Source organism: Streptomyces sp. NRRL S-920, from assembly GCF_000717945.1.
GTDB classification, from domain to species: domain Bacteria; phylum Actinomycetota; class Actinomycetes; order Streptomycetales; family Streptomycetaceae; genus Streptomyces; species Streptomyces alboniger.
In genome coordinates this window covers 39,781-62,721 of record NZ_JODF01000018.1, presented here as the reverse complement: position 1 = coordinate 62,721, position 22,941 = coordinate 39,781, and the positions used below count along the sequence as shown (strand labels likewise).

At 70.1% G+C, this 22,941-nt stretch carries 19 protein-coding genes; 5 read left to right on the top strand and 14 right to left on the bottom strand.

Going from position 1 to position 22,941, the window contains the following annotated elements; genetic code table 11:
- Positions 1-13 precede the first annotated feature (13 nt).
- The 8 genes from rodA to folC form a co-directional block, all read right to left on the bottom strand.
- The gene (gene rodA / locus IG54_RS0115640) at positions 14-1,210 is read right to left on the bottom strand and encodes a rod shape-determining protein RodA (RefSeq protein ID WP_030783336.1); all 1,197 of its coding nucleotides are present in this window, start codon (positions 1,208-1,210) and stop codon (positions 14-16) included.
- Positions 1,210-3,447, bottom strand: coding sequence for a penicillin-binding protein 2 (gene mrdA, locus IG54_RS0115635; RefSeq protein WP_078594130.1), 2,238 nt, complete (start codon positions 3,445-3,447; stop codon positions 1,210-1,212). Before mrdA ends, rodA begins: the two co-directional genes overlap by 1 nt.
- Before the next feature lie 40 nt (positions 3,448-3,487).
- On the bottom strand, positions 3,488-4,159 hold the full coding sequence (gene mreD / locus IG54_RS0115630) for a rod shape-determining protein MreD (RefSeq protein WP_030783329.1): 672 nt from the start codon (positions 4,157-4,159) through the stop codon (positions 3,488-3,490).
- 12 nt (positions 4,160-4,171) lie between these two features.
- Positions 4,172-5,125 carry a rod shape-determining protein MreC gene (gene mreC, locus IG54_RS0115625; RefSeq protein WP_037897167.1) on the bottom strand — a complete coding sequence of 318 codons (954 nt, stop codon included), beginning with the start codon at positions 5,123-5,125 and terminating at the stop codon, positions 4,172-4,174.
- A 162-nt stretch (positions 5,126-5,287) separates the two neighbouring features.
- Positions 5,288-6,307 (bottom strand): rod shape-determining protein, encoded by a 1,020-nt coding sequence (locus IG54_RS0115620; RefSeq protein WP_030362602.1) that lies wholly within the window; start codon positions 6,305-6,307, stop codon positions 5,288-5,290.
- A gap of 323 nt (positions 6,308-6,630) precedes the next feature.
- Positions 6,631-7,044 carry a nucleoside-diphosphate kinase gene (ndk, locus tag IG54_RS0115615; protein ID WP_030783313.1) on the bottom strand — a complete coding sequence of 138 codons (414 nt, stop codon included), beginning with the start codon at positions 7,042-7,044 and terminating at the stop codon, positions 6,631-6,633.
- Between the two features lie 137 nt (positions 7,045-7,181).
- A complete protein-coding gene (locus tag IG54_RS0115610; RefSeq protein WP_030783310.1) occupies positions 7,182-7,535 on the bottom strand; it encodes a DUF4233 domain-containing protein in 354 nt (117 codons plus the stop codon).
- Between the two features lie 5 nt (positions 7,536-7,540).
- Positions 7,541-9,064: a bifunctional tetrahydrofolate synthase/dihydrofolate synthase gene (gene folC / locus IG54_RS0115605; protein WP_030783307.1), complete on the bottom strand. Its 1,524-nt coding sequence runs from the start codon at positions 9,062-9,064 to the stop codon at positions 7,541-7,543.
- A 133-nt stretch (positions 9,065-9,197) separates the two neighbouring features.
- On the opposite strand from folC, the gene IG54_RS0115600 reads away from it, so the two are divergent.
- Complete coding sequence (locus IG54_RS0115600) at positions 9,198-10,214, top strand: rod shape-determining protein (protein WP_199809542.1); 1,017 nt, start codon at positions 9,198-9,200, stop codon at positions 10,212-10,214.
- Between the two features lie 94 nt (positions 10,215-10,308).
- Here the strand turns inward: IG54_RS0115600 and IG54_RS0115595 are convergent, their stop codons facing one another.
- Positions 10,309-11,469, bottom strand: coding sequence for a sensor histidine kinase (locus IG54_RS0115595; RefSeq protein WP_030783303.1), 1,161 nt, complete (start codon positions 11,467-11,469; stop codon positions 10,309-10,311).
- 135 nt (positions 11,470-11,604) lie between these two features.
- Here IG54_RS0115595 and IG54_RS0115590 point away from each other — a divergent pair, with 135 nt between their 5' ends.
- Positions 11,605-12,261, top strand: coding sequence for a hypothetical protein (locus IG54_RS0115590; protein ID WP_063756225.1), 657 nt, complete (start codon positions 11,605-11,607; stop codon positions 12,259-12,261).
- A gap of 79 nt (positions 12,262-12,340) precedes the next feature.
- Here the strand turns inward: IG54_RS0115590 and IG54_RS0115585 are convergent, their stop codons facing one another.
- Entirely contained in the window at positions 12,341-14,965 is a 2,625-nt protein-coding gene (locus tag IG54_RS0115585; RefSeq protein WP_030783297.1) for a valine--tRNA ligase, read from the bottom strand.
- 212 nt (positions 14,966-15,177) lie between these two features.
- On the opposite strand from IG54_RS0115585, the gene IG54_RS0115580 reads away from it, so the two are divergent.
- The 3 genes from IG54_RS0115580 to IG54_RS0115570 all read left to right on the top strand — a co-directional run bounded on the left by IG54_RS0115580 (position 15,178) and on the right by IG54_RS0115570 (position 18,159).
- Positions 15,178-16,116 (top strand): hypothetical protein, encoded by a 939-nt coding sequence (locus IG54_RS0115580; RefSeq protein ID WP_030783294.1) that lies wholly within the window; start codon positions 15,178-15,180, stop codon positions 16,114-16,116.
- Between the two features lie 111 nt (positions 16,117-16,227).
- Positions 16,228-17,238 (top strand): hypothetical protein, encoded by a 1,011-nt coding sequence (locus IG54_RS0115575; RefSeq protein WP_030783291.1) that lies wholly within the window; start codon positions 16,228-16,230, stop codon positions 17,236-17,238.
- A gap of 63 nt (positions 17,239-17,301) precedes the next feature.
- Positions 17,302-18,159: a hypothetical protein gene (locus tag IG54_RS0115570; RefSeq protein WP_030783288.1), complete on the top strand. Its 858-nt coding sequence runs from the start codon at positions 17,302-17,304 to the stop codon at positions 18,157-18,159.
- Between the two features lie 92 nt (positions 18,160-18,251).
- Here the strand turns inward: IG54_RS0115570 and clpX are convergent, their stop codons facing one another.
- The 4 genes from clpX to tig form a co-directional block, all read right to left on the bottom strand.
- Entirely contained in the window at positions 18,252-19,538 is a 1,287-nt protein-coding gene (clpX, locus tag IG54_RS0115565; protein ID WP_030783285.1) for an ATP-dependent Clp protease ATP-binding subunit ClpX, read from the bottom strand.
- Positions 19,539-19,704: 166 nt separating this feature from the next.
- Positions 19,705-20,409, bottom strand: a complete 705-nt coding sequence (locus tag IG54_RS0115560) for an ATP-dependent Clp protease proteolytic subunit (RefSeq protein ID WP_030783282.1) — start codon at positions 20,407-20,409, stop codon at positions 19,705-19,707.
- A 62-nt stretch (positions 20,410-20,471) separates the two neighbouring features.
- Positions 20,472-21,077, bottom strand: coding sequence for an ATP-dependent Clp protease proteolytic subunit (locus IG54_RS0115555; protein WP_030783279.1), 606 nt, complete (start codon positions 21,075-21,077; stop codon positions 20,472-20,474).
- 429 nt (positions 21,078-21,506) lie between these two features.
- Positions 21,507-22,874, bottom strand: a complete 1,368-nt coding sequence (gene tig / locus IG54_RS0115550; protein WP_030783276.1) for a trigger factor — start codon at positions 22,872-22,874, stop codon at positions 21,507-21,509.
- Positions 22,875-22,941 lie beyond the last annotated feature (67 nt).

Sequence of the window (22,941 nt, the reverse complement as noted above, 5' to 3'; positions counted from 1 at the left end):
TTCCGGCACGGCGTTACGCGGACATCGGCCGCTGCACCTTGATCGACTGGAGCAGACCGACGGCCACCCAGACCGCGAACATCGACGAGCCTCCGTACGACACGAAGGGCAGCGGAAGGCCCGCCACCGGCATGATGCCGAGGGTCATCCCGATGTTCTCGAAGGACTGGAAGGCGAACCAGGCGATGATTCCGGCGGCGACGATCGTGCCGTACAGCTCGGTCGTCTCGCGGGCGATGCGGCAGGCACGCCACAGGACGACGCCGAGGAGGAGCAGGATGGCGCCCGCGCCGACGAAGCCGAGTTCCTCGCCCGCCACGGTGAAGACGAAGTCCGTCTGCTGCTCGGGGACGAACTGGCCGGTGGTCTGGGAGCCCTTGGTCAGGCCGGTGCCGGTCAGGCCGCCCGAACCGATGGCGATGCGGGCCTGGTTGGTGTTGTAGCCGACGCCCGCCGGGTCGAGCGCGGGGTTGGCGAAGGCCGCGAAGCGAGCGATCTGGTAGTCGTCGAGGACCCCGAGCTGCCATATGGCGACGCCCCCGGCGACGCCGGTGCCGAGGAGCCCGAAGACCCAGCGGTTGGAGGCGCCCGAGGCGAGCAGGACGCCGAGCACGATCATCACCATGACCATGACCGAGCCGAGGTCGGGCATCAGCATGACGATCGCGATCGGCACGGCGGCGAGGCCGAGGGCCTGCACCACCGTGCGGTGGTCGGGGTGCTCGCGGTCGCCCGCGTCGACGCGGGCGGCGAGCAGCATCGCCATGCCCAGGATGATCGTGACCTTCACGAACTCGGAGGGCTGGAGGGAGAAGCCGCCGCCGAGGACGATCCACGCGTGCGCGCCGTTGATGGTCGCGCCGAGCGGGGTGAGCACGAGCAGCACCAGGAAGACGGAGATGCCGTAGAGGATCGGCACCGCCGTGCGCAGCGTGCGGTGGCCGAGCCAGACGGTGCCGATCATCAGGGCGAAGCCGATGCCGGTGTTCAGGACGTGCTTGAGCGCGAAGGAGTACGGGTCGTCGCCGACCAGCTCGGTGCGGTTGCGGGTCGCGGAGTAGACGAGCGCGGTGCCGATCCCGGAGAGCGCGATCGCCGCGAGGAGCATCGGCCAGTCGAGCCTGCGCACTATCGAGTCGCGGGCCAGCAGGCGGGAGATGTTGGAGCGTTCGGGGCCGTACCCGGAGACGGAGAAGCCACTGCCGGTCATCAGTCACGCCTCCAGGCGGCCGGGGCCCCGGCCAGCTCCTGCTGGCCCTGCTGATCCTGCGGGTCCCGCGGGTCCTGCTGCCCCGGTGGGTCCTGCTGCTCCTGCTGGCCCTCCGGCGGCTCGGTCGCCTCGGGCTTGTACGGCTTGACCTTCGGGGCGTCGATGGAGCCGTCGGCCTCGATCTTCGGCAGGGTCTTCTGCGGCTCGGGCAGCAGCGCCTTCTTCCGGTCCTGGTTGCCGCTGTCGTCGAGGCCGTAGATCGCGTCGTAGATCTTGCGGACGGCGGGTCCCGAGGCGCCCGATCCCGTACCGCCCTGGGAGATCGTCATGACGATCGTGTAGTCCTTGGTGTACGTCGCGAACCAGGAGGTGGTCTGCTTGCCGTAGACCTCCGCCGTACCCGTCTTGGCGTGCATCGGGATCTTGTCCTGCGGCCAGCCACCGAACCGCCACGCGGCCGTACCGCGCGTCGCGACGTCCGCGAGGGCACCGTCTATGTCCTTGCGCAGCGCGGCGTCCATGGGCAGCTTGCCGTGTGCCTTGGGCTTGATCTCCTCGATGTGCCTGCCGTCGGCGCTGATGATCGCCTTGCCGACGGTGGGGTCGTACATGGTGCCGCCGTTGGCGATGGCGGAGTAGATGGTGGCCATCTGGATGGGGGTGACGAGGGTGTCGCCCTGGCCGATGGAGTAGTTGACGGAGTCACCGGCGCGCATCTTCATGCCTTCGAGGCAGTTCTCGTACGCGATGCGCTCGGAGTACTCGCCGCCCTTCTTGCCCTGCTTGCACCAGGCGTCCTTGTTGGCCTTCCAGTAGTCCTTCTTCCACTGGCGGTCGGGGACGCGGCCGGTGACCTCGTTGGGCAGGTCGATGCCGGTCTCCTTGCCGAGGCCGAACTGGTGGGCCGTCCGGTAGAACCAGTCCTTGGCGTCGGGCCTCGGCTTGTTGCCGCCGTCCTTGTTCCACTGGTCGTGCGCGAGCTTGTAGAAGACGGTGTCGCAGGAGACTTCGAGGGCCTGGCCGAGGGTGATGGAGCCGTGGCCCTTGGACTCGAAGTTCTTGAAGGTCTGGCCGCCGATCGAGTACGAACTGGGGCAGGGGTAGCGGCCGTTGAAGTCGTAGCCCGCGTTCACGGCGGCGGCCGTCGGGATGACCTTGAAGATCGAGCCGGGGGCCGCCTGGCCCTGGATGGCGCGGTTGAGCAGCGGGTAGTTGGACTTCTTGCCGGTGAGCTTGGCGTAGTCCTTGCCGGAGATGCCGCCGACCCAGGCGTTCGGGTCGTACGTCGGGTTGGAGGCCATGGAGACGATGCGGCCGGTCTTGTTCTCCATGACGACGACGGCGCCCGCGTCGGCCTTGTAGTTCTCGCCGGTGTTCTTGTCGAACTCGCCGCGCGCCTTCTCCATCGCGTCGTTCAGCCAGTACTCGGAGACGGCCTGGACGCGCGCGTCGATGCTGGTGACGACGTTGGCGCCCGGCTTGGCCTCGTCGGACTCGGCCTTGCCGATGACACGGCCGAGGTTGTCGACCTCGTAGCGGGTGACGCCGGCCTTGCCGCGCAGCTGCTTGTCGTACGTCCGTTCGAGCCCGGAGCGGCCGACCTGGTCGGAGCGGAGGAACGGGGAGTCGGTGTCCTTGGCCTTGTTGATCTCGTCGTCGGTGACGGGCGAGAGGTAGCCGAGGACCTGCGCGGTGTTGGACTTGCCGGGCGCGGGGTAGCGGCGCACGGCGGTGGGCTCGGCGGTGATGCCGGGGAAGTCCTCGGAGCGCTCGCGGATCTGGAGGGCCTGCTTGGGCGTGGCCTCGTCGGTGATCGGGATGGGCTGGTAGGGCGAGCCGTTCCAGCAGGGCTGGGGGGTCTTGGAGTCGCAGAGGCGGACCTTGTCGGCGACGTCCTTGGGGTCCATGGCGAGGACGTCGGCGAGCTTGGCGAGGACCGCCTTGCCGTCGTCCTTCATCTTCATCAGGTCCGTGCGGGACGCGGAGACGACCAGGCGGGTGTGGTTGTCGGCGATCGGCACTCCGCGGGCGTCCAGGATCGAGCCGCGTACGGCGGGCTGGACGACCTGCTGGACGTGGTTGCCGGAGGCCTCCTTGGCGTACTCCTCGCCGTTGCGGACCTGGAGGTACCAGAGGCGGCCGCCGAGGGTGAGCAGGAGGGAGACGACGAGGATCTGGATGATGATGAGACGGATCTGGACGCGTGGGGTCCGCCCGGTCTCCGGGATGTTGGTCACTGCTCCCCTCCCCTGGCGTGGTCCGTGCAGTGCTCCGCCCTCACAGGCGCTTGACCCCCTTGATGCGTCCGGCGCGCGCGACCCGGGCCTTGGCCGCCTTGGCCCGCAGTCCGCCGCGCTGGTTGCCGATGCTCAGCCCGGTGCCGGAGGCGAGCCAGCCCGAGGAGACGTCGGCGGCCTTGTTGGCCGGGGAGCCCTCGCCCAGCGGGTCGTTCTCGGCGCGTCTGGCGAGCGCGATGATCAGCGGCACGGTGAAGGGCGCGAGGATCAGGTCGTAGAGCGCGGCGGTGAAGAGCAGCCCGACCAGGCCCACGTGGCGGGCGGCGGTGTCCCCGACGAGGGCGCCCACGCCCGCGTACAGCAGGGTCGAGCCGAGGGCGGCGCTGACGACCACGAGGAGCGGACCGGCGGCGGAGCGCAGCCGACCGCTCTCGGGCTTGGCGAGGCCCGCGAGGTAGCCGACGACGCAGAGCACGAGGGCGTACCGCCCGGCGGCGTGGTCGGCGGGCGGGGCCAGGTCGGACAGGAGGCCCGCGCCGAAGCCGATGAGGGCCCCGCCGACGTGGCCGTAGACCAGGGCGAGGCCGAGGACGGTGAGCAGCACCAGGTCCGGTACGGCGCCCGGCAGCTGGAGCCGGGCCAGGACGCTGACCTGGATGACCAGGGCGACGACGACCAGGGTGGTGGAGAGCAGGATTCGGTTGAAGCGCATGGGTCCGGTCTCCTACTGCTCGTCGCCGTCGGCGGCGCCGTCGGCCGGCGGCTTTCCCGACGGGGTGGCCGTGACGGTCACCGTCGGGGTCGGCTTGGGCTTCTCGGGCTTGGGCGGCAGGACCATGTCGCGCGGGTCCTTGCGGGGCGCCTCGACGACGACGCCGACGATGTCGAGCTTGGTGAACCCGACGTACGGCTTCACGTAGACGGTGCGGGTGAGGTCGCCGCCCGAGGGGTCGACGCGGACGACCTCGCCGACGGGCACGCCCGGCACGAACGGCTTGTCCTTCTGCGAGCCGAAGGTGACGAGGCGGTCGCCCTTCTTGACCTTGGCCTTGCCGTTGAGCAGCTGGACGGAGAGCGGGCGGTCGCCCTGGCCGGTGGCGAAGCCCAGCTCGTCGGTCTTCTCCAGGCGGGTGCCGACGGTGAAGTCGGGGTCGTTGGCGAGCAGGACGGTCGCGGTGTTCGGGCCGACGGTCGTGACGCGGCCGACCAGGCCGTCGCTGTTCAGGACGGTCATGTCGCGCTTGAGTCCGTCGTTCGCGCCGGCGTCGATGGTGACGGTCCAGGAGAAGCCCTGGGCCGCTCCTATGCCGATGACCTCGGCGCCCTTGATGCCGTACTGTCCCGCGCCCGCCGTCTTGAGCATGCCGTCGAGCTGGCGCACGCGGCTGCGGTTGCGGTCGTCGCTGCCGAGCTTCGCCTTCAACGCGGCGTTCTGCCGCTCCAGTTCGGCGATGCGGTCGTGGCGTTCGCCGGAGTCACGGACCGCGCCGATGGCGTTGCCGATCGGGTCCACGGCGGAGGACATCCCCTCCTCGACCGGGCCGAAGACGGTGGCGGCGGCCTGGCGGGCACCGTCGACCGGCGAGTCCTCACCGCCGCGGATGTCCACCGTGATCAAAGCGAACGCGATGGCGATCAGCAGCACCAGGAGCAGCCGGCTCTCTCGTGTGTCCCTCACGTGCGGCGGCGTGCCTTCCTCAATCGGATTCCGTGGAATCTGCGCGTTCCACGAGGTTCTGGGGAATTCTTCTGCCTTGCCTGAATTCTTCTCTTGCCTCTATATCAACGATCCGCCGCACGAGGTGGCAGGCACTCGTACGGCGGATGTTCTCGCGTCAGATCATCTGCGCGGCTGGGCGTCCAGCACCTGCTGCAACGCCTCGAACTCCTCGACACACTTTCCGGAGCCGAGCGCCACGCTGTCCAGCGGGTCCTCGGCGATGTGGATCGGCATGCCGGTCTCGCGGCGCAGCCGCTCGTCGAGGCCGCGCAGCAGGGCGCCGCCGCCGGTCAGGACGATGCCGCGGTCCATCACGTCGCCGGACAGCTCGGGCGGGCACTTGTCGAGGGTGGTCTTGACCGCGTCCACGATCGCGTTGACCGGCTCCTCGATGGCCTTGCGGACCTCGGCGGCGGAGATGACGACGGTCTTGGGCAGCCCGGAGACCAGGTCGCGGCCGCGGATCTCGGTGTGCTCGTCGGCGTCCATGTCGTACGCCGAACCGATGGTGATCTTGATCTGCTCGGCCGTGCGCTCACCGAGGAGGAGGGAGTACTCCTTCTTGATGTGCTGGATGATCGCGTTGTCCAGCTCGTCGCCGGCGACGCGGATCGACTGTGCCGTGACGATTCCGCCGAGCGAGATGACGGCGACCTCGGTGGTGCCGCCGCCGATGTCCACGACCATGTTGCCGGTGGCCTCGTGGACGGGCAGGCCGGAGCCGATGGCGGCGGCCATGGGCTCCTCGATGATGTGCACCTGGCGCGCGCCGGCCTGCGAGGAGGCCTCGATGACGGCGCGGCGCTCCACTCCGGTGATGCCCGAGGGCACGCAGACGACGACCCGCGGGCGCGCGAGGTAGCGCCGCTTGTGGATCTTCAGGATGAAGTAGCGGAGCATGCGCTCGGTGATCTCGAAGTCGGCGATGACGCCGTCCTTCAGCGGGCGCACCGCGACGATGTTGCCGGGCGTGCGTCCGATCATCTTCTTGGCTTCCGCGCCGACCGCGAGGATGCCACCGGTGTTGGTGTTGATCGCGACGACGGACGGCTCGTTGAGTACGATCCCCCGACCCCTGACGTACACCAGCGTGTTGGCGGTCCCGAGGTCGACAGCCATGTCACGGCCGATGAACGACATGTTGTTCCCCATGAGGATGCGTCTGGCCTTCCCTATTGGAGCTTGTGATGGCTTTTTAGGTAGGCGAGGTGGGTGCTGAGTGGCAGTGGAGGCTTCCATCGTAGTCTCGGCCGCGCGAAGACGGCGCGAGGGTCTTCGCCATTGTCAGCAGATGATGTGCCGCCCCGCTCTTGGAGACGTGCCATCGGGGGCACGCGTTCCCCCGATTGGGGCGCATATCCCGGAGGACGGCCGAATTCCTCCGGCCGTCCGGGGCGGGACGGCACTCCACTGACATGTCGTCAGCGAGTCGCGCGAGAGGCGAGACGCCGGGGCCCGGGGAGTTACGCCAGACCCGGGAAGAAGATCTTCAGCTCGCGCTCGGCGGACTCCTCGGAGTCCGAGGCGTGGATCAGGTTCTCCCGGACGATCACGCCGAAGTCGCCGCGGATGGAGCCGGGCGCGGCGGCGATCGGGTCGGTCGGGCCGGCCAGCGCGCGCACGCCCTCGATGACGCGCTCACCCTCGACGACCAGGGCGACGACGGGGCCGGAGGCCATGAAGCCCATCAGCGGCTCGTAGAACGGCTTGCCCTTGTGCTCGCCGTAGTGCTGCTCCAGGGTCTCCTGGTCCAGCGAACGCAGCTCCAGCGCGGAGATCGTCCAGCCCGCCTTGCGCTCGATCCGGCCGATGATCTCCCCGATCAGGCCACGACGGACGGCGTCGGGCTTCAGCAGGACGAGGGTGCGCTGGCTCATGTGCGGCTCCAAGGGTTCGTGATCTCTGAGATCAAGGTGGGATGCGCCGCACGATACCGACTCGCTGTGGGCAGTCGTTCCGCAGGGCGGAACAGGTGGGCACAGCGCTTCAGCTCCGGGCCACCGGACCAGAGGCGTCAAGCAGTGTCGGCCTCGGGGCCAGCCTGTGCGGCGAACCTAGCCTTCGCCTCGTCGATCTGCCGCCCGAAATGGACCGAAGCCCACCACAGGGCGGCGAAGACCGCGCCCATGAAGAACATCACCGGCACCACGAAACCGCTCGCGATCAGCGCGATCTGGAGGGCCCAGCCCAGCTGCACCCCGCCGGGCCGCGTGATCACACCGCACAGCAGCACGCTCAGCAGCATCGCGACGCCGCAGACCGTCCAGACCGTGCCCATCGAGAGGTCGGGGTCCTTCATGGCGACCAGACCGGCGAAGCCGATGACGAAGAACTCGCCGATCAGCGTCGAAGCGCAGAGCGTACGCACAGCAGTCAGCCCCTTCCCAGGAGCAGCCGGGCCTCGCCGACCGTGATGACGGAACCGGTGACCAGGACGCCGCCGCCCGCGAACTCGCCCTCCTCCTCGGCGAGGGTGATCGCGGCCTCCAGCGCGTCCGGCAGCCGCGGCTCGACCTGGACGCGGTCGTCGCCGAAGACCTCGACGGCGATCGCGGCCAGCTCGTCGGCGTCCATCGCGCGGTGGCTGGTGTTCTGCGTGATGACGACCTCGGCGAAGATCGGCTCGAAGGCCTCAAGGAGGCCCCGCATGTCCTTGCCGTCGCTGGCGCCGATTACGCCGATGAGATTGCTGAAGTCGAAGACCTCGCTGATGGCGGCGGCGGTGGCGCGGGCGCCCGCGGGGTTGTGCGCGGCGTCCAGGACGACGGTGGGCGAGCGGCGGACGACCTCCAGGCGGCCCGGCGAGGAGACCGTGGCGAACGCCTTGCGGATGGTGTCGATGTCCAGCGGGCGGGCGTGCTGCGAGCCGATGCCGAAGAACGCCTCGACGGCGGCGAGCGCCACCGCGGCGTTGTGCGCCTGGTGCTCGCCGTGCAGGGGCAGGAAGACTTCCTCGTACTCCCCGCCCAGGCCGCGGAGCGTCAGGAGCTGGCCGCCGACCGCGACCCGGCGGGCGACGACGCCGAACTCCAGGCCCTCGCGGGCGACCGTGGCGTCGACCTCGACGGCCTTCTTCAGGAGGACCTGGGCCGCGTCCACCGGCTGCTGGGCCATGATCACCGTGGCGTCCGGCTTGATGATGCCGGCCTTCTCCGCGGCGATCTCCCCGGTGGTGGAGCCCAGCCGGTCCGTGTGGTCCAGGTCGATGGGGGTGATGACGGCGACGGAGCCGTCGATCACGTTCGTCGCGTCCCAGCTGCCGCCCATGCCGACCTCGACGACGGCCACGTCCACGGGGGCGTCCGCGAAGGCCGCGTACGCCATGCCGGTGAGGACCTCGAAGAAGGAGAGCCTGTACTCCTGCCGGGCGTCGACCATCTCCACGTACGGCTTGATGTCGTTGTACGTCTCCACGAAGCGCTCGGCCTCGATGGGGGCGCCGTCCAGGCTGATCCGCTCGGTGATCGACTGGACGTGGGGCGAGGTGTACCGCCCGGTGCGCAGCTCGAAGGCGGAGAACAGGGCCTCGATCATGCGGGCCGTGGACGTCTTGCCGTTCGTCCCCGTGATGTGGATCGAGGGGTACGCGCGCTGGGGCTCGCCCAGGACGTCCATCAGCGCGGCGATACGGCTGACGGAGGGCTCCAGCTTCGTCTCGCCCCAGCGGCCCGCCAGCTCCGTCTCGACCTCGCGCAGCGCCCTGTCCACCTCCGGGTCGGCGGGCCGGGCGGGGATGTCGCCCTGCGGCGGGCCCGCCAGGGTGCGCAGGGTGCGGCTGCCCGCCTCGATGACGGCGAGGTCGGGGTCCCTGTCGGTCTCGGCGCCGACGATCTCCTCGAAGGCCTCGTCGTCGGCGGGGCGGTCGGCGTGCTCGTCGTGCGGGGGGAGGTCACTCACGTACGCCAGTCTACGGAGCGCCACCGGCACTCGGCGTCCGGACCTGTCGGCCGGGTCGTCGGGACCTTCGGCCCGTCCGATTCGGGACTTTGGTCCCTCCGCTCGCCGGGACCGCCCGGCAAACTTGGCGATCATGGACATAGGTATCGACCTCGGCACTGCGAACACCCTCCTCTACGTGCGCGGCAAGGGGATCGTGCTCAACGAGCCGTCCGTGGTCGCCGTGCGGGCCGACAGGGGAGGCAAGAGCGGGGTGCTCGCCGTCGGGACGGAGGCCAAGGAGACGATCGGGCGCACTCCCGGGTCCATCACCGCGATCCGCCCGCTGCGCGACGGAGTGATCAGCGACTACGAGGCCGCCGAGGAGATGATCCGGCACTTCGTGCGCAAGGCCGTGCCCGGCAGGCGGCCCCGCATCCGCATGGTCGTGTGCGTGCCGAGCGGGGTCACCCCCGTCGAACGGCGGGCCATCGTCCACGCCTCGCAGCGGGCCGGGGCGCGCGCCGTCCACCTCGTGGAGGAGCCGATGGCCGCCGCGATCGGGGCGGGGCTGCCGGTCGGCGAGCCGCGCGGGTCGATGGTCGTGGACATCGGGGGCGGCACGAGCGAGGTCGCGGTCATCTCGCTGGGCGGGATCGTCACGGCGCAGTCGCTCCGGGTGGGCGGCGACCGGCTCGACGCGGCGATCACCGACTTCGTCCGCAAGGAGCACTCGCTCCTCGTGGGTGAGCGCACCGCCGAGGACATCAAGGTCGCGATCGGCTCCGCCTGGCCCGTGCCGGGGCGGGAGGACTTCGAGGACCGGACGTTCACCGTGCGGGGCCGGGAGAAGGTGGCCGGGCTGCCGAAGACCGTGGACCTGACGGTGCGGGAGGTGCGGGGCGCGCTCGACGAGCCCGTCGAGCACATCATCGCGGCGGTGAAGACCACGCTGGAGGAGTGCCCGCCGGAGCTGTCCGGCGACATCATGGAGCACGGCATCGTCCTGACGGGCGGCGGCGCGCTGCTCCCGGGCCTCGACCTGCGGATCGCCTCCGCCACGGGCATCCCGGTCTTCGTCGCCGAGGATCCGCTGGACAGTGTGGCGCTGGGGTGCGGCAAGTGCGTGGAGGACTTCGACGGCTTGGAGAGGGTGATGTCGGCGGCGTAGCGGGTGACGCCCGGGTGGGTCTCTGCCCCTTCGGACGGGTGAGTTCGGGGTGACGGGTGGGTGGGGTGGGAAAGGTTCTTGCGGCCACGGAGGCTCAGGCCAGCTCCCCCGCGGGCAGGCACGCAGTCACCTCGTACGCCCCGCCCACCGGTCCCGCCGAAAACTCACCGCCCACGGCGAGCACCCGCTCCGCCATCCCCGTCGTCCCGCTCCCCGAGGAAACCGGCGCCGACTTGGGCGCCGCGGCCGGCAGCGCGTTGCGGACGGCGATGCCGAGGCGGCCGTCCACCACGTCCACCCGGACGGTGACCCGCTCCCCCGGAGCGTGCTTCGCCGCGTTCGTCAGGCACTCCTGGACCACCCGGTGCACGGCCGCCTGCCGCAGCGGCGAGAGCCGGTGGGCCGCGGGGGCCACCAGCAGCTCCACGGGGCTGCCCGCGCGCCCGCTGCGCTCGGCGAGTTCGGGAAGGGCGTCGAGACCGGGCGTGGGCGCCCCGTCGAGACCCCGCTGCACGATGATCTCGTTCAGCATCCGATGCGCACTGCGCGCCGTCTCGGAAAGCTCCTCGAACCCCTCCTCGAAGGGCCCGCCGGAGGCCCGGCGCGCCAGCACCTGGGAGCGCACGCTCAGCAGCGTCAGCTCGCGCCCGACGAAGTCGTGCACGTCCCGTGCGATGCGGGCCCGCTCCTGTTGGACGGCGTGCAGCGTGTCCGTCTCCGCGCGCTGCGCCTCCAGCGCGTGGACCAGGTCCTGCCGGTTCGCGGCGACACCGACGCCCGCCGCGAGCACACCGACCGGCACGACGAGGCTCAGGAACTCGCTGAGCGTCTCGCCCCGGTGCGGCGGCCAGCCGGGCAGCAGGAACATCACGTAGGCGAACGCGACGTACCCGATGACGCCGAGCGTCCCGGCCCGGCGCCCGCGGTAGCGGCCGAGGGAGTACAGCGCGAACTGCGCCAGCGTCAGCTCGTGCAGCCAGCCCAGCAGCCCCAGCGCGACGGCGTACGGCAGCCAGGGTGCCGCGCGGCGCAGCAGCAGGGACGCCGCGCCCGCCGTCAGGACGAGCGCGGCCGTCGGTCCGGTGAGGGAGTTGTCCGCCGCCGCGAGGCCCGGCACGTCCAGGCTCATCAGCGCCAGCGCGCTCAGCACGGTGAGCAGGTCCAGGGTCCCGGTCGCCTTGCCCCAGCGCTCGGCGAGGCGACGGCCGATGGCCGCCGCCTGGCGTATCGCCTGGGCGGCGGGGCGGGCGTGCATGCCCTCCATCATCCAAGGTCTTTCGGCCCGATTCATCGGACTTATGGCCCTGATTTGGTGATTTGCGGCACTGACTCGCACGGCCTCGCGGCGCGGCTGACGGGCCCCGGCTGGTACCGGGGGTCAGATCTGACCATGTGGTATGCCCAGAATTCCGCCCGGCGGACCCATCAGCTCGCCGGTGACGCCGGGGTCCTGCTGTGGACCGCGCTGTGGGCCACCGCCGCCGTCATCGCGTACCGGCTGGCGTGTCTGCTCGCCCTCCCCCGCGCCCTCCAGGAGCACAGGGCCCCGCTGCCCCTGGTGGGCGGGCGCGTCGACACGGCCCTTCGCCGCGTGGCGGACGCCGTCGACGCCATGGACCCGGTGGCCGTGCGCACCGCCGTCGCCGTGGGCGCCCTCGCCCTGTTCGTCGTACCCGTGGGCCTGGTGCTCGTGGTCTGGCTGCCGCGTCGGCTCCGCTGGATCCGCCAGGCGGGCGCGGCGCGGGACCTCGCCGCCTCGGACGACGGCCGTGACCTGCTGGCCCTGCGTTCGCTGCTCAGGCCCCTGGAAGAGGTGGCCGTCACCGCCTCGGAGATTCCGGGCGCGACGCCGGGCAGCCTCGCCTGGGGCTGGCGGCACGGCGATCCGGAGATCCTGGACGCCCTGGCGGGCGCGGAGCTGGAGCGGCTCGGCCTTGAGCCCCCGGCCCCGCGCGAGGGCCCGGCCGAGGTCTTCGAGCCGGTCGACCTCATCGCGCCCGCGGGCCCGGCCGACGAGCGGGCCGCGGACCGCCACGCCATCGGCTGACCTCGTCATCGGCTGACCTCGTACGACGAAGGCTCCCGGGTCCGTCTGCCGGTCCCGGGAGCCTTCGCTGACAAGGTGCCTACGCGGCGGGCAGGGCCGCCAGCTGGGCCGTCAGGCGGGCGATGTCGGCCTCCGCCTTGGTGAGGCGGCCGCGGATCTTGTCGACGACCTGGTCGGGCGCCTTCGCGAGGAACGCTTCGTTGCCCAGCTTCGCCTCGGCCTGCGCCTTCTCCTTCTCGGCGGCGGCGAGGTCCTTGGCGAGGCGCTTGCGCTCGGCGGCCACGTCGATCGTGCCGGACAGGTCGAGCGCGACCGTGGCGCCCGAGACCGGCAGCGTCGCCGTCGCCGTGAAGGCGTCGCCCTCCGGCAGGAGGCGAAGCAGCTGGCGGATGGCGGCCTCGTGCGGGGCGAGGGCCGTGCCGTCCAGGGTCAGGCGGGCCGGGACCTTCTGGCCCGGCTGGAGACCCTGGTCGGCGCGGAAGCGGCGGACCTCGGTGATGACCTGCTGGAGCGTCTCGATCTCCCGCTCGGCCCCGGCGTCGCGGAAGCCGCTGTCGGCCGGCCAGTCGGCGATGACGAGCGACTCGCCGCCGGTCAGCGCCGTCCAGAGCGTCTCCGTCACGAACGGCACGATCGGGTGGAGCAGACGCAGGGTGACGTCGAGGACCTCGCCGAGGACGCGGGCCGAGACCTTCGCGCCCTCGCCGCCCGCCATGAACGTCGTCTTGGACAGCTCGACGTACCAGTCGAAGACCTCGTCCCACGCGAAGTGGAAGAGGGCGTCGGAGAGCTTGGCGAACTGGTAGTCGTCGTAGAGCGCGTCGACTTCGGCGACCGTCGCGTTCAGCCGGGACAGGACCCAGCGGTCGGTGGCGGACAGCTCCTCGGCCGGGGGCAGTTCGCCCTCGATCGTGGCGCCGTTCATCATCGCGAAGCGCGTGGCGTTCCAGATCTTGTTGGCGAAGTTGCGCGAGCCCTGGACCCAGTCCTCGCCGATCGGCACGTCCGTGCCCGGGTTGGCGCCGCGGGCCAGGGTGAAGCGCAGGGCGTCCGAGCCGTACTTGTCCATCCAGTCCAGCGGGTTGACCGCGTTGCCGAAGGACTTCGACATCTTCTTGCCGAACTGGTCTCGGACCATGCCGTGCAGCACGATCGTGTGGAACGGCGGGGTGCCGTCCATCGCGTACAGGCCGAACATCATCATCCGGGCGACCCAGAAGAAGAGGATGTCGTAGCCGGTGACGAGGACCGAGTTCGGGTAGAACTTCGCGAGCGAATCGGTCTGCTCGGGCCAGCCCAGCGTGGAGAACGGCCACAGGCCGGAGGAGAACCACGTGTCGAGCACGTCGTTGTCCTGGCGCCAGCCCTCGCCCGTGGGGGCCTCGTCGTCGGGGCCGACGCAGACGACCTCGCCGTTCGGGCCGTACCAGACGGGGATGCGGTGGCCCCACCAGAGCTGGCGCGAGATGCACCAGTCGTGGAGGTTGTCGACCCAGTCGAAGTACCGCTTCTCCATCTCCTGCGGGTGGATCTTGACCTTGCCGTCGCGGACCGCGTCACCGGCGGCCTTCGCGAGCGGGCCGACCTTGACCCACCACTGCATCGACAGGCGCGGCTCGATGGTGGTCTTGCAGCGCGAGCAGTGGCCGACCGAGTGCGTGTACGGGCGCTTCTCGGCGACGACGCGGCCCTCGGCGCGCAGCGCGCCGACGATGGCGGAGCGGGCCTCCAGGCGGTCCAGGCCCTGGAAGGGGCCGTGCGCGGTGATGACGGCGTGCTCGTCCATGACCGCGATGTTCGGCAGGCTGTGGCGCTGGCCGATCTCGAAGTCGTTCGGGTCGTGGGCCGGGGTCACCTTGACGGCGCCGGTGCCGAACTCGGGGTCGACGTGCTCGTCCGCGACGACGGGGATCGTACGGTCGGTCAGCGGCAGCTTGATCTGCTTGCCGACCAGGTGCTTGTACCGCTCGTCGTCGGGGTGGACCGCGACGGCCGTGTCACCGAGCATCGTCTCGGCGCGGGTGGTGGCGACGACGAGCGTCTCCTCCCCCTCGCCGTACGTGATCGACACCAGCTCGCCGTCGTCGTCCTGGTACTCGACCTCGATGTCGGAGATCGCCGTCAGACAGCGCGGGCACCAGTTGATGATGCGCTCGGCGCGGTAGATCAGCTCGTCGTCGTAGAGCTTCTTGAAGATGGTCTGGACGGCCTGCGAGAGGCCCTCGTCCATGGTGAAGCGCTCGCGCTCCCAGTCGACGCCGTCGCCGAGGCGGCGCATCTGGCCGGAGATCTGGCCGCCGGACTCGCCCTTCCACTTCCAGACGCGCTCGATGAACGCCTCGCGTCCGAGGTCGTGGCGGGACTTGCCCTCCTTGCCCAGCTCGCGCTCGACGACGTTCTGCGTGGCGATGCCTGCGTGATCCATGCCCGGCTGCCACAGCGTCTCGAAGCCCTGCATGCGCTTGCGGCGGGTGAGGGCGTCGATGAGCGTGTGCTCGAAGGCGTGGCCCAGGTGGAGCGCGCCCGTGACGTTCGGCGGGGGGATGACGACGGTGTACGGAGGCTTCTCGCTCTTCTCGTCGGCGGAGAAGTAACCCCGTTCTACCCAGCGCTCGTACAGCGGCCCCTCTACCTCGGCCGGCGCGTACTGGGTCGGCAGTTCGGGAGTGGTCGCTGGGGGCTGCTGCTGAGCGTTGTCGGTCACGCGGTCAGTTTAGAGGGGCCCGGGGCCGGTCCCGAAACCGGAATGTTCGACCGCCCCGGGCACCGCGCGGCGGCGCCGCCGGCTTCCGGCCACGTCCGTGCTCTGGCACAGCCCTTCAACAACTGCGCATCGATCCGCTACGACGGTGCCGCTCCCGCCGCTCGTCCGACAGGATGTTCGGAACGCGTAAGCCTCGGGAGGGAACCCCAGTAATGAGCTACAACCAGCCGGGCCCGTACGGCGGGCAGCAGCCCCAGCAGCCCGGCCCGTACGGCCAGCCGCCGCAGGCGCCCCAGCCCGGCTACGGGTATCCCCAGCAGGCCCCTTACGGGCAGGTCCCGCCCCCGCCCCCCGGCGGCGGCAAGAACAGGACCGGCCTCGTCATCGCGGCGGTCGCCGCGGTCGCCGCCGCCGCGGTCGGCGGCTACTTCCTGCTCGCGGGCGGCGACGACGACAAGGGCGGCGGCAAGAGCGGCGGTTCCTCGAACGTGGCGGACGGCGGAGGCGGTGAATCCGGCCTCAAGGACGACGGCCCGCACAAGCTGACGGCGCCGGAGACGGTGCTGACCGATTACAAGAAGGACCCGAGCCGCACCGGCGGGCTGAACAGCGTCGACCCCGAGAAGGCCGAGGCGGCCGGCGTGCAGAACCCCAAGGATGTGAAGGCCCAGTACCAGTCGGGCAGCAAGGACAACCCGCTGGCGCAGAAGGTGCTGACCTTCGGCGGGGTCTACGGCGACATCGAGGACCCGGAGAAGGTCGTGGACCACATGTTCACGACCGCCGCGCAGAAGGCCGAGGACGGCACCACCGGCCAGGGCGGCGAGAAGGTCACGATGGTCGGCAGCCCGAAGGAGTACAAGCCCGCCCAGCTCGACGGCGCGGTCCTCAAGTGCCAGGAGATGAAGATCGACCTGGGCAGCGGCGCGGGCACCGCGGGGGCCACCGCCGGATCCACCGCGGGCTCCGGCGCCGGGTCCTCGGGACCCAGTGAGATGTCCGCCGCGACCTGCATCTGGGGCGATCACAGCACCCTTGGCTACATCGTCACCACGGACGTGGCGAGCGCGCTGTCCGGCCAGGGCGCGGACCTCGACGAGGCCGCGACGACAACGGCCCGGTTCCGCGGGGAAGTCCGCGTCAAGATCTGACGCGCGGCGGGCCGCGCGGCCCGTCGGCCCCGGGGTCAGGGCCCGGTCACCCGATCGGGCCCTCTTGCGTCAGGATGTCGGGAACACATAAGCGTTTCGGAGGGGAACCCCATGAGCTACAACCAGCCGGGCCCGTACGGCGGGCAGCAGCCCCAGCAGCCCGGCCCGTACGGCGGCGGACAGCCCCCGCAGCCGGGCCCCTACGGCGGCCAGCCGCCCCAGCAGCCCGGCCCCTACGGGCAGCCGCCCCAGGCACCCCAGCCCGGCTACGGCTACCCCCAGCAGGCACCCCCGCCGCAGCCCGGTTACGGCTACCCGCAGCAGGCCCCGCAGCAGGGCGGCTACAGCCAGCCCCAGCAGCCCGGCCCCTACGGGCAGGTCCCCCCGCAGGCCCCTTACGGGCAGGTCCCGCCCCCGCCGCCCGGTGGAGGCGGTGGCAAGAAGGCCGGCCTGATCATCGGCGGCATCGCCGTGGTCGCGGCCCTCGGCGTCGGCGCGTACTTCGTCCTCGGCGGCAGCGACAGCGGTGGCAGCGGCGGCGGTTCCTCCTCCGTGGCGGACGACGGGGCGCACAAGCTCATCACGCCCGAGACGCTGCTCACCGACTACAAGAAGGACAGCGGCCAGAGCGGGGGCTTCAACGACAGCGACATCGCGGCCGCCAAGAAGGCCGGTGTGAAGAACCCCGAGGACGTCAGCGCCGGATACAAGTCGGGGGACGAGAGCAATCCCCTGGCGCAGAAGGCCATCCAGTTCATGGGTGTCTACGGACAGGTCGCCGACCCGGGCAAGGTCGTCGACGGCATGTTCGCCAAGGTCAAGAAGGACTCCAAGGAGCCCGGCGCGCAGACGGGCAAGCTGGTCGGCAGCCCCAAGGACTTCAGCACGGACGACGTCGTGCTCAAGTGCCAGGAGTCCGTGATCAAGAACGATGGCCCGAGTGCCGGCACGTCGTCCGGCCCCAAGGAGATCCGCATGCCGGTCTGCATCTGGGGCGACCGCAGCACCGTCGCGGTCGTCGTGCCCATCGAGGTCGCCAACGCCATGGCGGGCAAGGTCTCGCTCGACGACGCCTCGGCCACCGCGCTCAAGGTCCGCAAGGAAGTCCGCGTCAAGCTCTGACGCCGGCACGCAGCACCACGCGGCACGCACCGCCGCACCACCAACGAGGGGAACCCCGACGCAGTGAGCTACCACCAGCCCGGCCCGTACGGCGGCCAGCCGCCCCAGCAGCCCGGCCCCTACGGGCAGCCGCCCCAGGCCCCGCAGCCGGGCTACGGCTACCCCCAGCAGGCGCCCCAGGCCCCGTACGGGCAGCCGCCCCAGGCCCCCTTCGGGCAGTACCAGGCGCCCGCGCAGGGCGGCGGAGGCAAGAAGGCCGGGCTCATCATCGGTGCCGTGGTGGTCGTGGCCGCCGCTGCCGTCGGCGGGTACTTCCTCTTCGCCGGGGGCGACAGCTCCTCCGTCGCCGACGACGGCAAGACGTACAAGCTGACGGCCCCCGCGACCGTCCTCGGCAGCTTCAAGAAGCTTGAGGGCTCCGGCGGCGGCATGTCGTCCAGCGACCTCAAGGACCTGGAGAAGCAGGGCGTCAGCGACCCCAAGGACGTGTACGCCGCCTACCAGTACGGCGAGGGCGCGACCATGCAGACCTTCAACTACTCGGGTGTGTACGGCAAGGTCGAGGACCCGGAGAAGGTCGTCGACGCGATGTTCGCCGAGATGGAGCGGAAGTCGATGAACGGCTCCGACGGGGCCATGAAACTCATCGGCGACCCCGAGGAGTTCACGCCGGACGGCTTCGAGAACGGCGTCATGAAGTGCCAGAAGGCCGAGTACAAGATGGGCGAGGTCGACCCGGGCGGCGAGGGCATCCCCAACAGCTTCCAGACGCCGATGTGCGTCTGGGGGGACCACAGCACCGTCGCGTACGCCGTGTACTCCGACGCCGCCGCGACCGGCAGCGGCAAGAACATCTCGCTGGATAACGTCGCCACCCAGGTCGCCAACCTCCGCGACGACGTCCGCGTCGAGGTCAAGTAGGCCGACTGGGCCGAGTAGGTCAAGTAGCCCTCACCACACGCGAAGGGGCGCCCGGCGATCGAATCGCCGGGCGCCCCTTTCTGGCTCGGTACCTACGCGGACTTCTGCTCCCCGGCACCCGGTCCCCGCGCCTCGCGCGGCACCAGCGTCGGGTTCACGTTCGACCGGACGACGTCCGCCGTGATGACGACGCGGGCGACGTCCTTGCGGGACGGCACCTCGTACATCACCGACTGGAGGACCTCCTCCATGATGGCGCGCAGGCCGCGCGCGCCGGTCTGGCGGAGGATCGCCTGGTCCGCGATGGCCTCAAGGGCCTCGCGCTCGAAGTCCAGCTCCACGCCGTCGAGTTCGAACAGGCGCTGGTACTGCTTCACGAGGGCGTTGCGCGGCTCCACGAGGATCTGGAGCAGGGCCTCGCGGTCGAGGTTGTGGACCGAGGTGATCACGGGGAGGCGGCCGATGAACTCGGGGATCATCCCGAACTTCACCAGGTCCTCCGGCATGATGTCCTCGAACTGGTCCTTCTCCTCCAGCTCGCGCTTGGAGCGGATGGTGGCGCCGAAGCCGATGCCCTTGGCGCCCGCCCTCGACTCGATGATCTTTTCGAGGCCGGCGAAGGCGCCGCCCACGATGAAGAGCACGTTCGTCGTGTCGATCTGGATGAACTCCTGGTGCGGGTGCTTGCGGCCGCCCTGCGGCGGGACCGAGGCGGTGGTGCCCTCCAGGATCTTCAGCAGCGCCTGCTGGACGCCCTCTCCGCTCACGTCGCGCGTGATCGAGGGGTTCTCGCTCTTGCGGGCCACCTTGTCGATCTCGTCGATGTAGATGATCCCGGTCTCGGCCTTCTTGACGTCGTAGTCGGCCGCCTGGATCAGCTTGAGCAGGATGTTCTCGACGTCCTCGCCGACATAGCCCGCTTCCGTCAGCGCCGTCGCGTCCGCGATGGCGAACGGGACGTTCAGCATGCGGGCGAGTGTCTGCGCCAGGAGTGTCTTGCCGGACCCGGTCGGGCCGAGCAGCAGGATGTTGGACTTGGCGAGTTCGATCGCGTCGTCGCGGCCCTGCGCGCCGCCGTTCTCTCCCGCCTGGACCCGCTTGTAGTGGTTGTACACCGCTACCGAGAGGGCCTTCTTCGCGGGCTCCTGGCCCACGACGTAGCCCTCAAGGAATTCGTAGATCTCGCGAGGCTTGGGCAGTTCCTCCCAGCGGACCTCGCTCGTCTCCGCGAGCTCTTCCTCGATGATCTCGTTACAGAGGTCGATGCACTCGTCGCAGATGTACACACCGGGGCCTGCGATGAGCTTTTTGACCTGCTTCTGACTCTTTCCGCAGAACGAGCACTTGAGCAGATCGCCGCCGTCACCGATGCGTGCCACGAGGTGCTTCCCCTTCGCCTGGGAGACGCCACGTTCAGCGGCTCCTGGTGCCTCTATCCGACGGTACCTTGCCGGGCCCCCCGTTCGGGCCCCCCTTGGCACGGTTCACTTCGACGCGAGTCGTACGCGAACCATGCCAAGGAGCGGCAGATGCTACAGCGCCGGGTCAGGCGACCGCGGAATTGTTCATCTTCCGGGTGGAGATGATCTGGTCGACGAGGCCGTACGCGAGCGCGTCCTCGGCCGTGAGGATCTTGTCGCGCTCGATGTCGTCGCGGATCTTCTCGATCGGCGTCGTGGAGTGCTTGGCCAGCATGTCCTCCAGCTGCGCGCGCATCCGGAGGATTTCGTTGGCGGCGATCTCCAGGTCGGAGACCTGACCGCGGCCGGTCTCGCTGTAGGGCTGGTGGATCAGGACGCGCGCGTTCGGCAGCGCCATGCGCTTGCCCGGCGTGCCGGCCGCGAGGAGGACCGCGGCGGCCGAGGCGGCCTGGCCCATGCAGACGGTCTGCACGTCCGGCTTCACGAACTGCATCGTGTCGTAGATGGCCGTGAGGGCCGTGAACGAGCCGCCGGGGCTGTTGATGTAGATGGAGATGTCGCGGTCCGGGTCCATCGACTCCAGGCACAGGAGCTGCGCCATGACGTCGTTGGCGGAGGCGTCGTCGATCTGCACGCCGAGGAAGATCACGCGCTCCTCGAAGAGCTTCGCGTACGGGTCGTACTCGCGCACGCCCTGCGAGGTGCGCTCGACGAAGCGCGGGATGACGTAGCGGGACTCGGCGCGGGCGCCGGTGAACTCGGCCTGGGCGGCCGGGCCGAGCTCGGCCTGGGTGCGGGCGTAGAGGCCGCTGCCGGGGTGGTTGTTCATCTGTCTTGGTCTCCTGAGGAGCGGGGGCTGAGGTTTCGGCTGACGGGGCGCTGAGGGGTGCCTCAGGCTCCGGTGCCGCCCCCGCCCGGCATGCCGGCGGCGGTGGGCATGATGTCGTCGATGAGGCCGTACTCCTTGGCCTCCTGCGGGTCGAACCAGCGGTCGCGGTCCGAGTCGCGGGTGATCTGCTCGACGGTCTGGCCGGTGTGGTGAGCGGTCAGCTCGGCCATCCGCTTCTTGGTGTGCAGCAGCCGCTCGGCGTGGATCTTGATGTCCGACGCGGAGCCCGCCAGGCCCGCGGAGGGCTGGTGGATCAGGATCTCGGCGTTCGGCAGGGCGAAGCGCTTGCCGGGCGTGCCGGCGCTGAGCAGGAACTGGCCCATGGAGGCGGCCATGCCCATCGCGATCGTCACCACGTCGTTCTTGATGTACTGCATGGTGTCGTAAACGGCCATGCCGGCCGTGATCGAGCCGCCGGGGCTGTTGATGTAGAGGAAAATGTCCTTGTCGGGCTCCGCGGCGAGGAGCAACAGCTGCGCGGTGATCTTGTTGGCGATGTCGTCGTCCACGGCCTGGCCGAGGAAGATGATCCGCTCGCCGAGCAGCCGGTTGTAGACCTGGTCGCCGAGGCCACCACCGATGGAGGGGTCGCCGGCGGCGGAGGGCATCAGATTCGTCACGTATCCACCTGCTCGTCTTACGACGGCGCCGGGCCGTCTCACGTCTTCAGCTGGGGCTGGGACCCCGCGTGCCAGCCGCTCCGGGGCGGCTTAGGGGACTCCCCTGCCCTCGTATTCATGGACCCTAACGCGCGGGGTCCCTCCGGGAATCCCGGAGACGTAACTGTTCGCTGTGAGCGCAGGTACTGGCGGGGGCGCCTATGAGCGGGCCTCGGATCAGCCCCGTCAGGGGCGCGGGGAACTGCGCGAGCAACCCCGTACAAGCCGCACTCGCCGTGGAGCCCGCGGCGGGCAGACGCGACCGCGGCCCGGCGGGGGCTGAGCGCGCAGTTCCCCGCGCCCCTTACGGGGCACGACTGTGGGCCCCCGGGATCGAGATCCCGGGGGCCCACAGTACGTACGTCAGAGCTACGAGGCTCAGGCCTCGGTCTTCTCCTCGGCGGGGGCGTCGGAGGCCTCGGCCTCGTCCTCGTCCTCGTCGCTGAGGTCCACGACCTCACCCTTCGTGTCCTTGACCGTGGCGGCCTCGACGACGACCGCGAGGGCCTTGCCGCGGGCGACCTCGCCGACCAGCATCGGGACCTGGCCGCCCTCGACGACGGCCTGGGCGAACTGGTCGGGGGACATGCCGGAGGACTGCGCGCGACGCATGAGGTGCTCGGTCAGCTCCTCCTGGTTCACGTTCAGCTTCTCCTTGTTGACCAGCTCGTCGAGGACGAACTGCGTCTTGATGCCCTTCTCGGCCTGCGCCTTGGTCTCGGCGTCGAACTCTTCCTCGGTCTTGCCCTGGATCTCCAGGTACTTGGCGAGGTCGAGGCCCATCTGGCCGAGCTGGTGGTTCACCAGGTTGTGCTTGCGGGTCTGGATCTCGTCCGCGAGGAGCTTCTCGGGGACGGGGACCTCGACCAGCTCGAGCAGCTTCTCCAGGACGCGCTCCTGGGCCTGCGTGGCCTGGTCGTACTGCTTCATGTTCTCGAGGCGCTTGCGGCTGTCGGCCTTCAGCTCCTCAAGGGTGTCGAACTCCGACGCCAGCTGGGCGAAGTCGTCGTCCAGCTCGGGCAGTTCGCGCTTGGCGACCTGGGTGACCTTGACGGTGACCTCGGACTCCTTGCCCGCGGCCGAGCCGCCCTTCAGCTCGGAGGTGAAGGTGGCCTCGCCACCGGCCTCCAGGCCCTTGACGGCGTCGTCGATGCCTTCGAGAAGCTCACCGGAGCCGATGGTGTAGGAGACGCCGGACGCGACGCCGTCCTCCAGGACCTCGCCGTCGACCTTGGCCTGGAGGTCGATCGTCACGACGTCGCCGTCCTCGGCGGCACGCTCGACGGGGGACGTGGAGGCGAAGCGCTCGCGCAGCTCCTCGACGGCCTTGTCGACGTCCTCGTCGCTGACCTCGACCGCGTCGACCTCGACCTCGATGCCGGAGTAGTCCGGGATCTCGATGGCCGGGCGGACGTCGACCTCGGCGGTGAAGTTGAGGGTCTCGTTGTCCTTCAGCTCGGTGATGTCCACCTCGGGCTGGCCCAGGACGTTCAGCTCGGCCTCGTTGACGGCCTCGGTGTAGAACTTCGGGAGCGCGTCGTTGACGGCCTCTTCGAGGACGGCGCCGCGGCCGAACCGCTGGTCGATGACTCGGGCCGGGATCTTGCCCTTGCGGAAGCCCTTCACCGTGACCTGCTGGTTGATCTTCTTGTAGGCCGCGTCGAGGCTTTCCTTGAGCTCCTCGAAGGGCACCTCAACAGTGAGCCGAACCCGAGTCGGGTTCAGGGTCTCCACGGCGCTCTTCACGGTTCGGTCTCCTTGGGGCTGACTGCTTGGGATTCTGCCCGGCTCAGAGACACACGGGCACACAGCT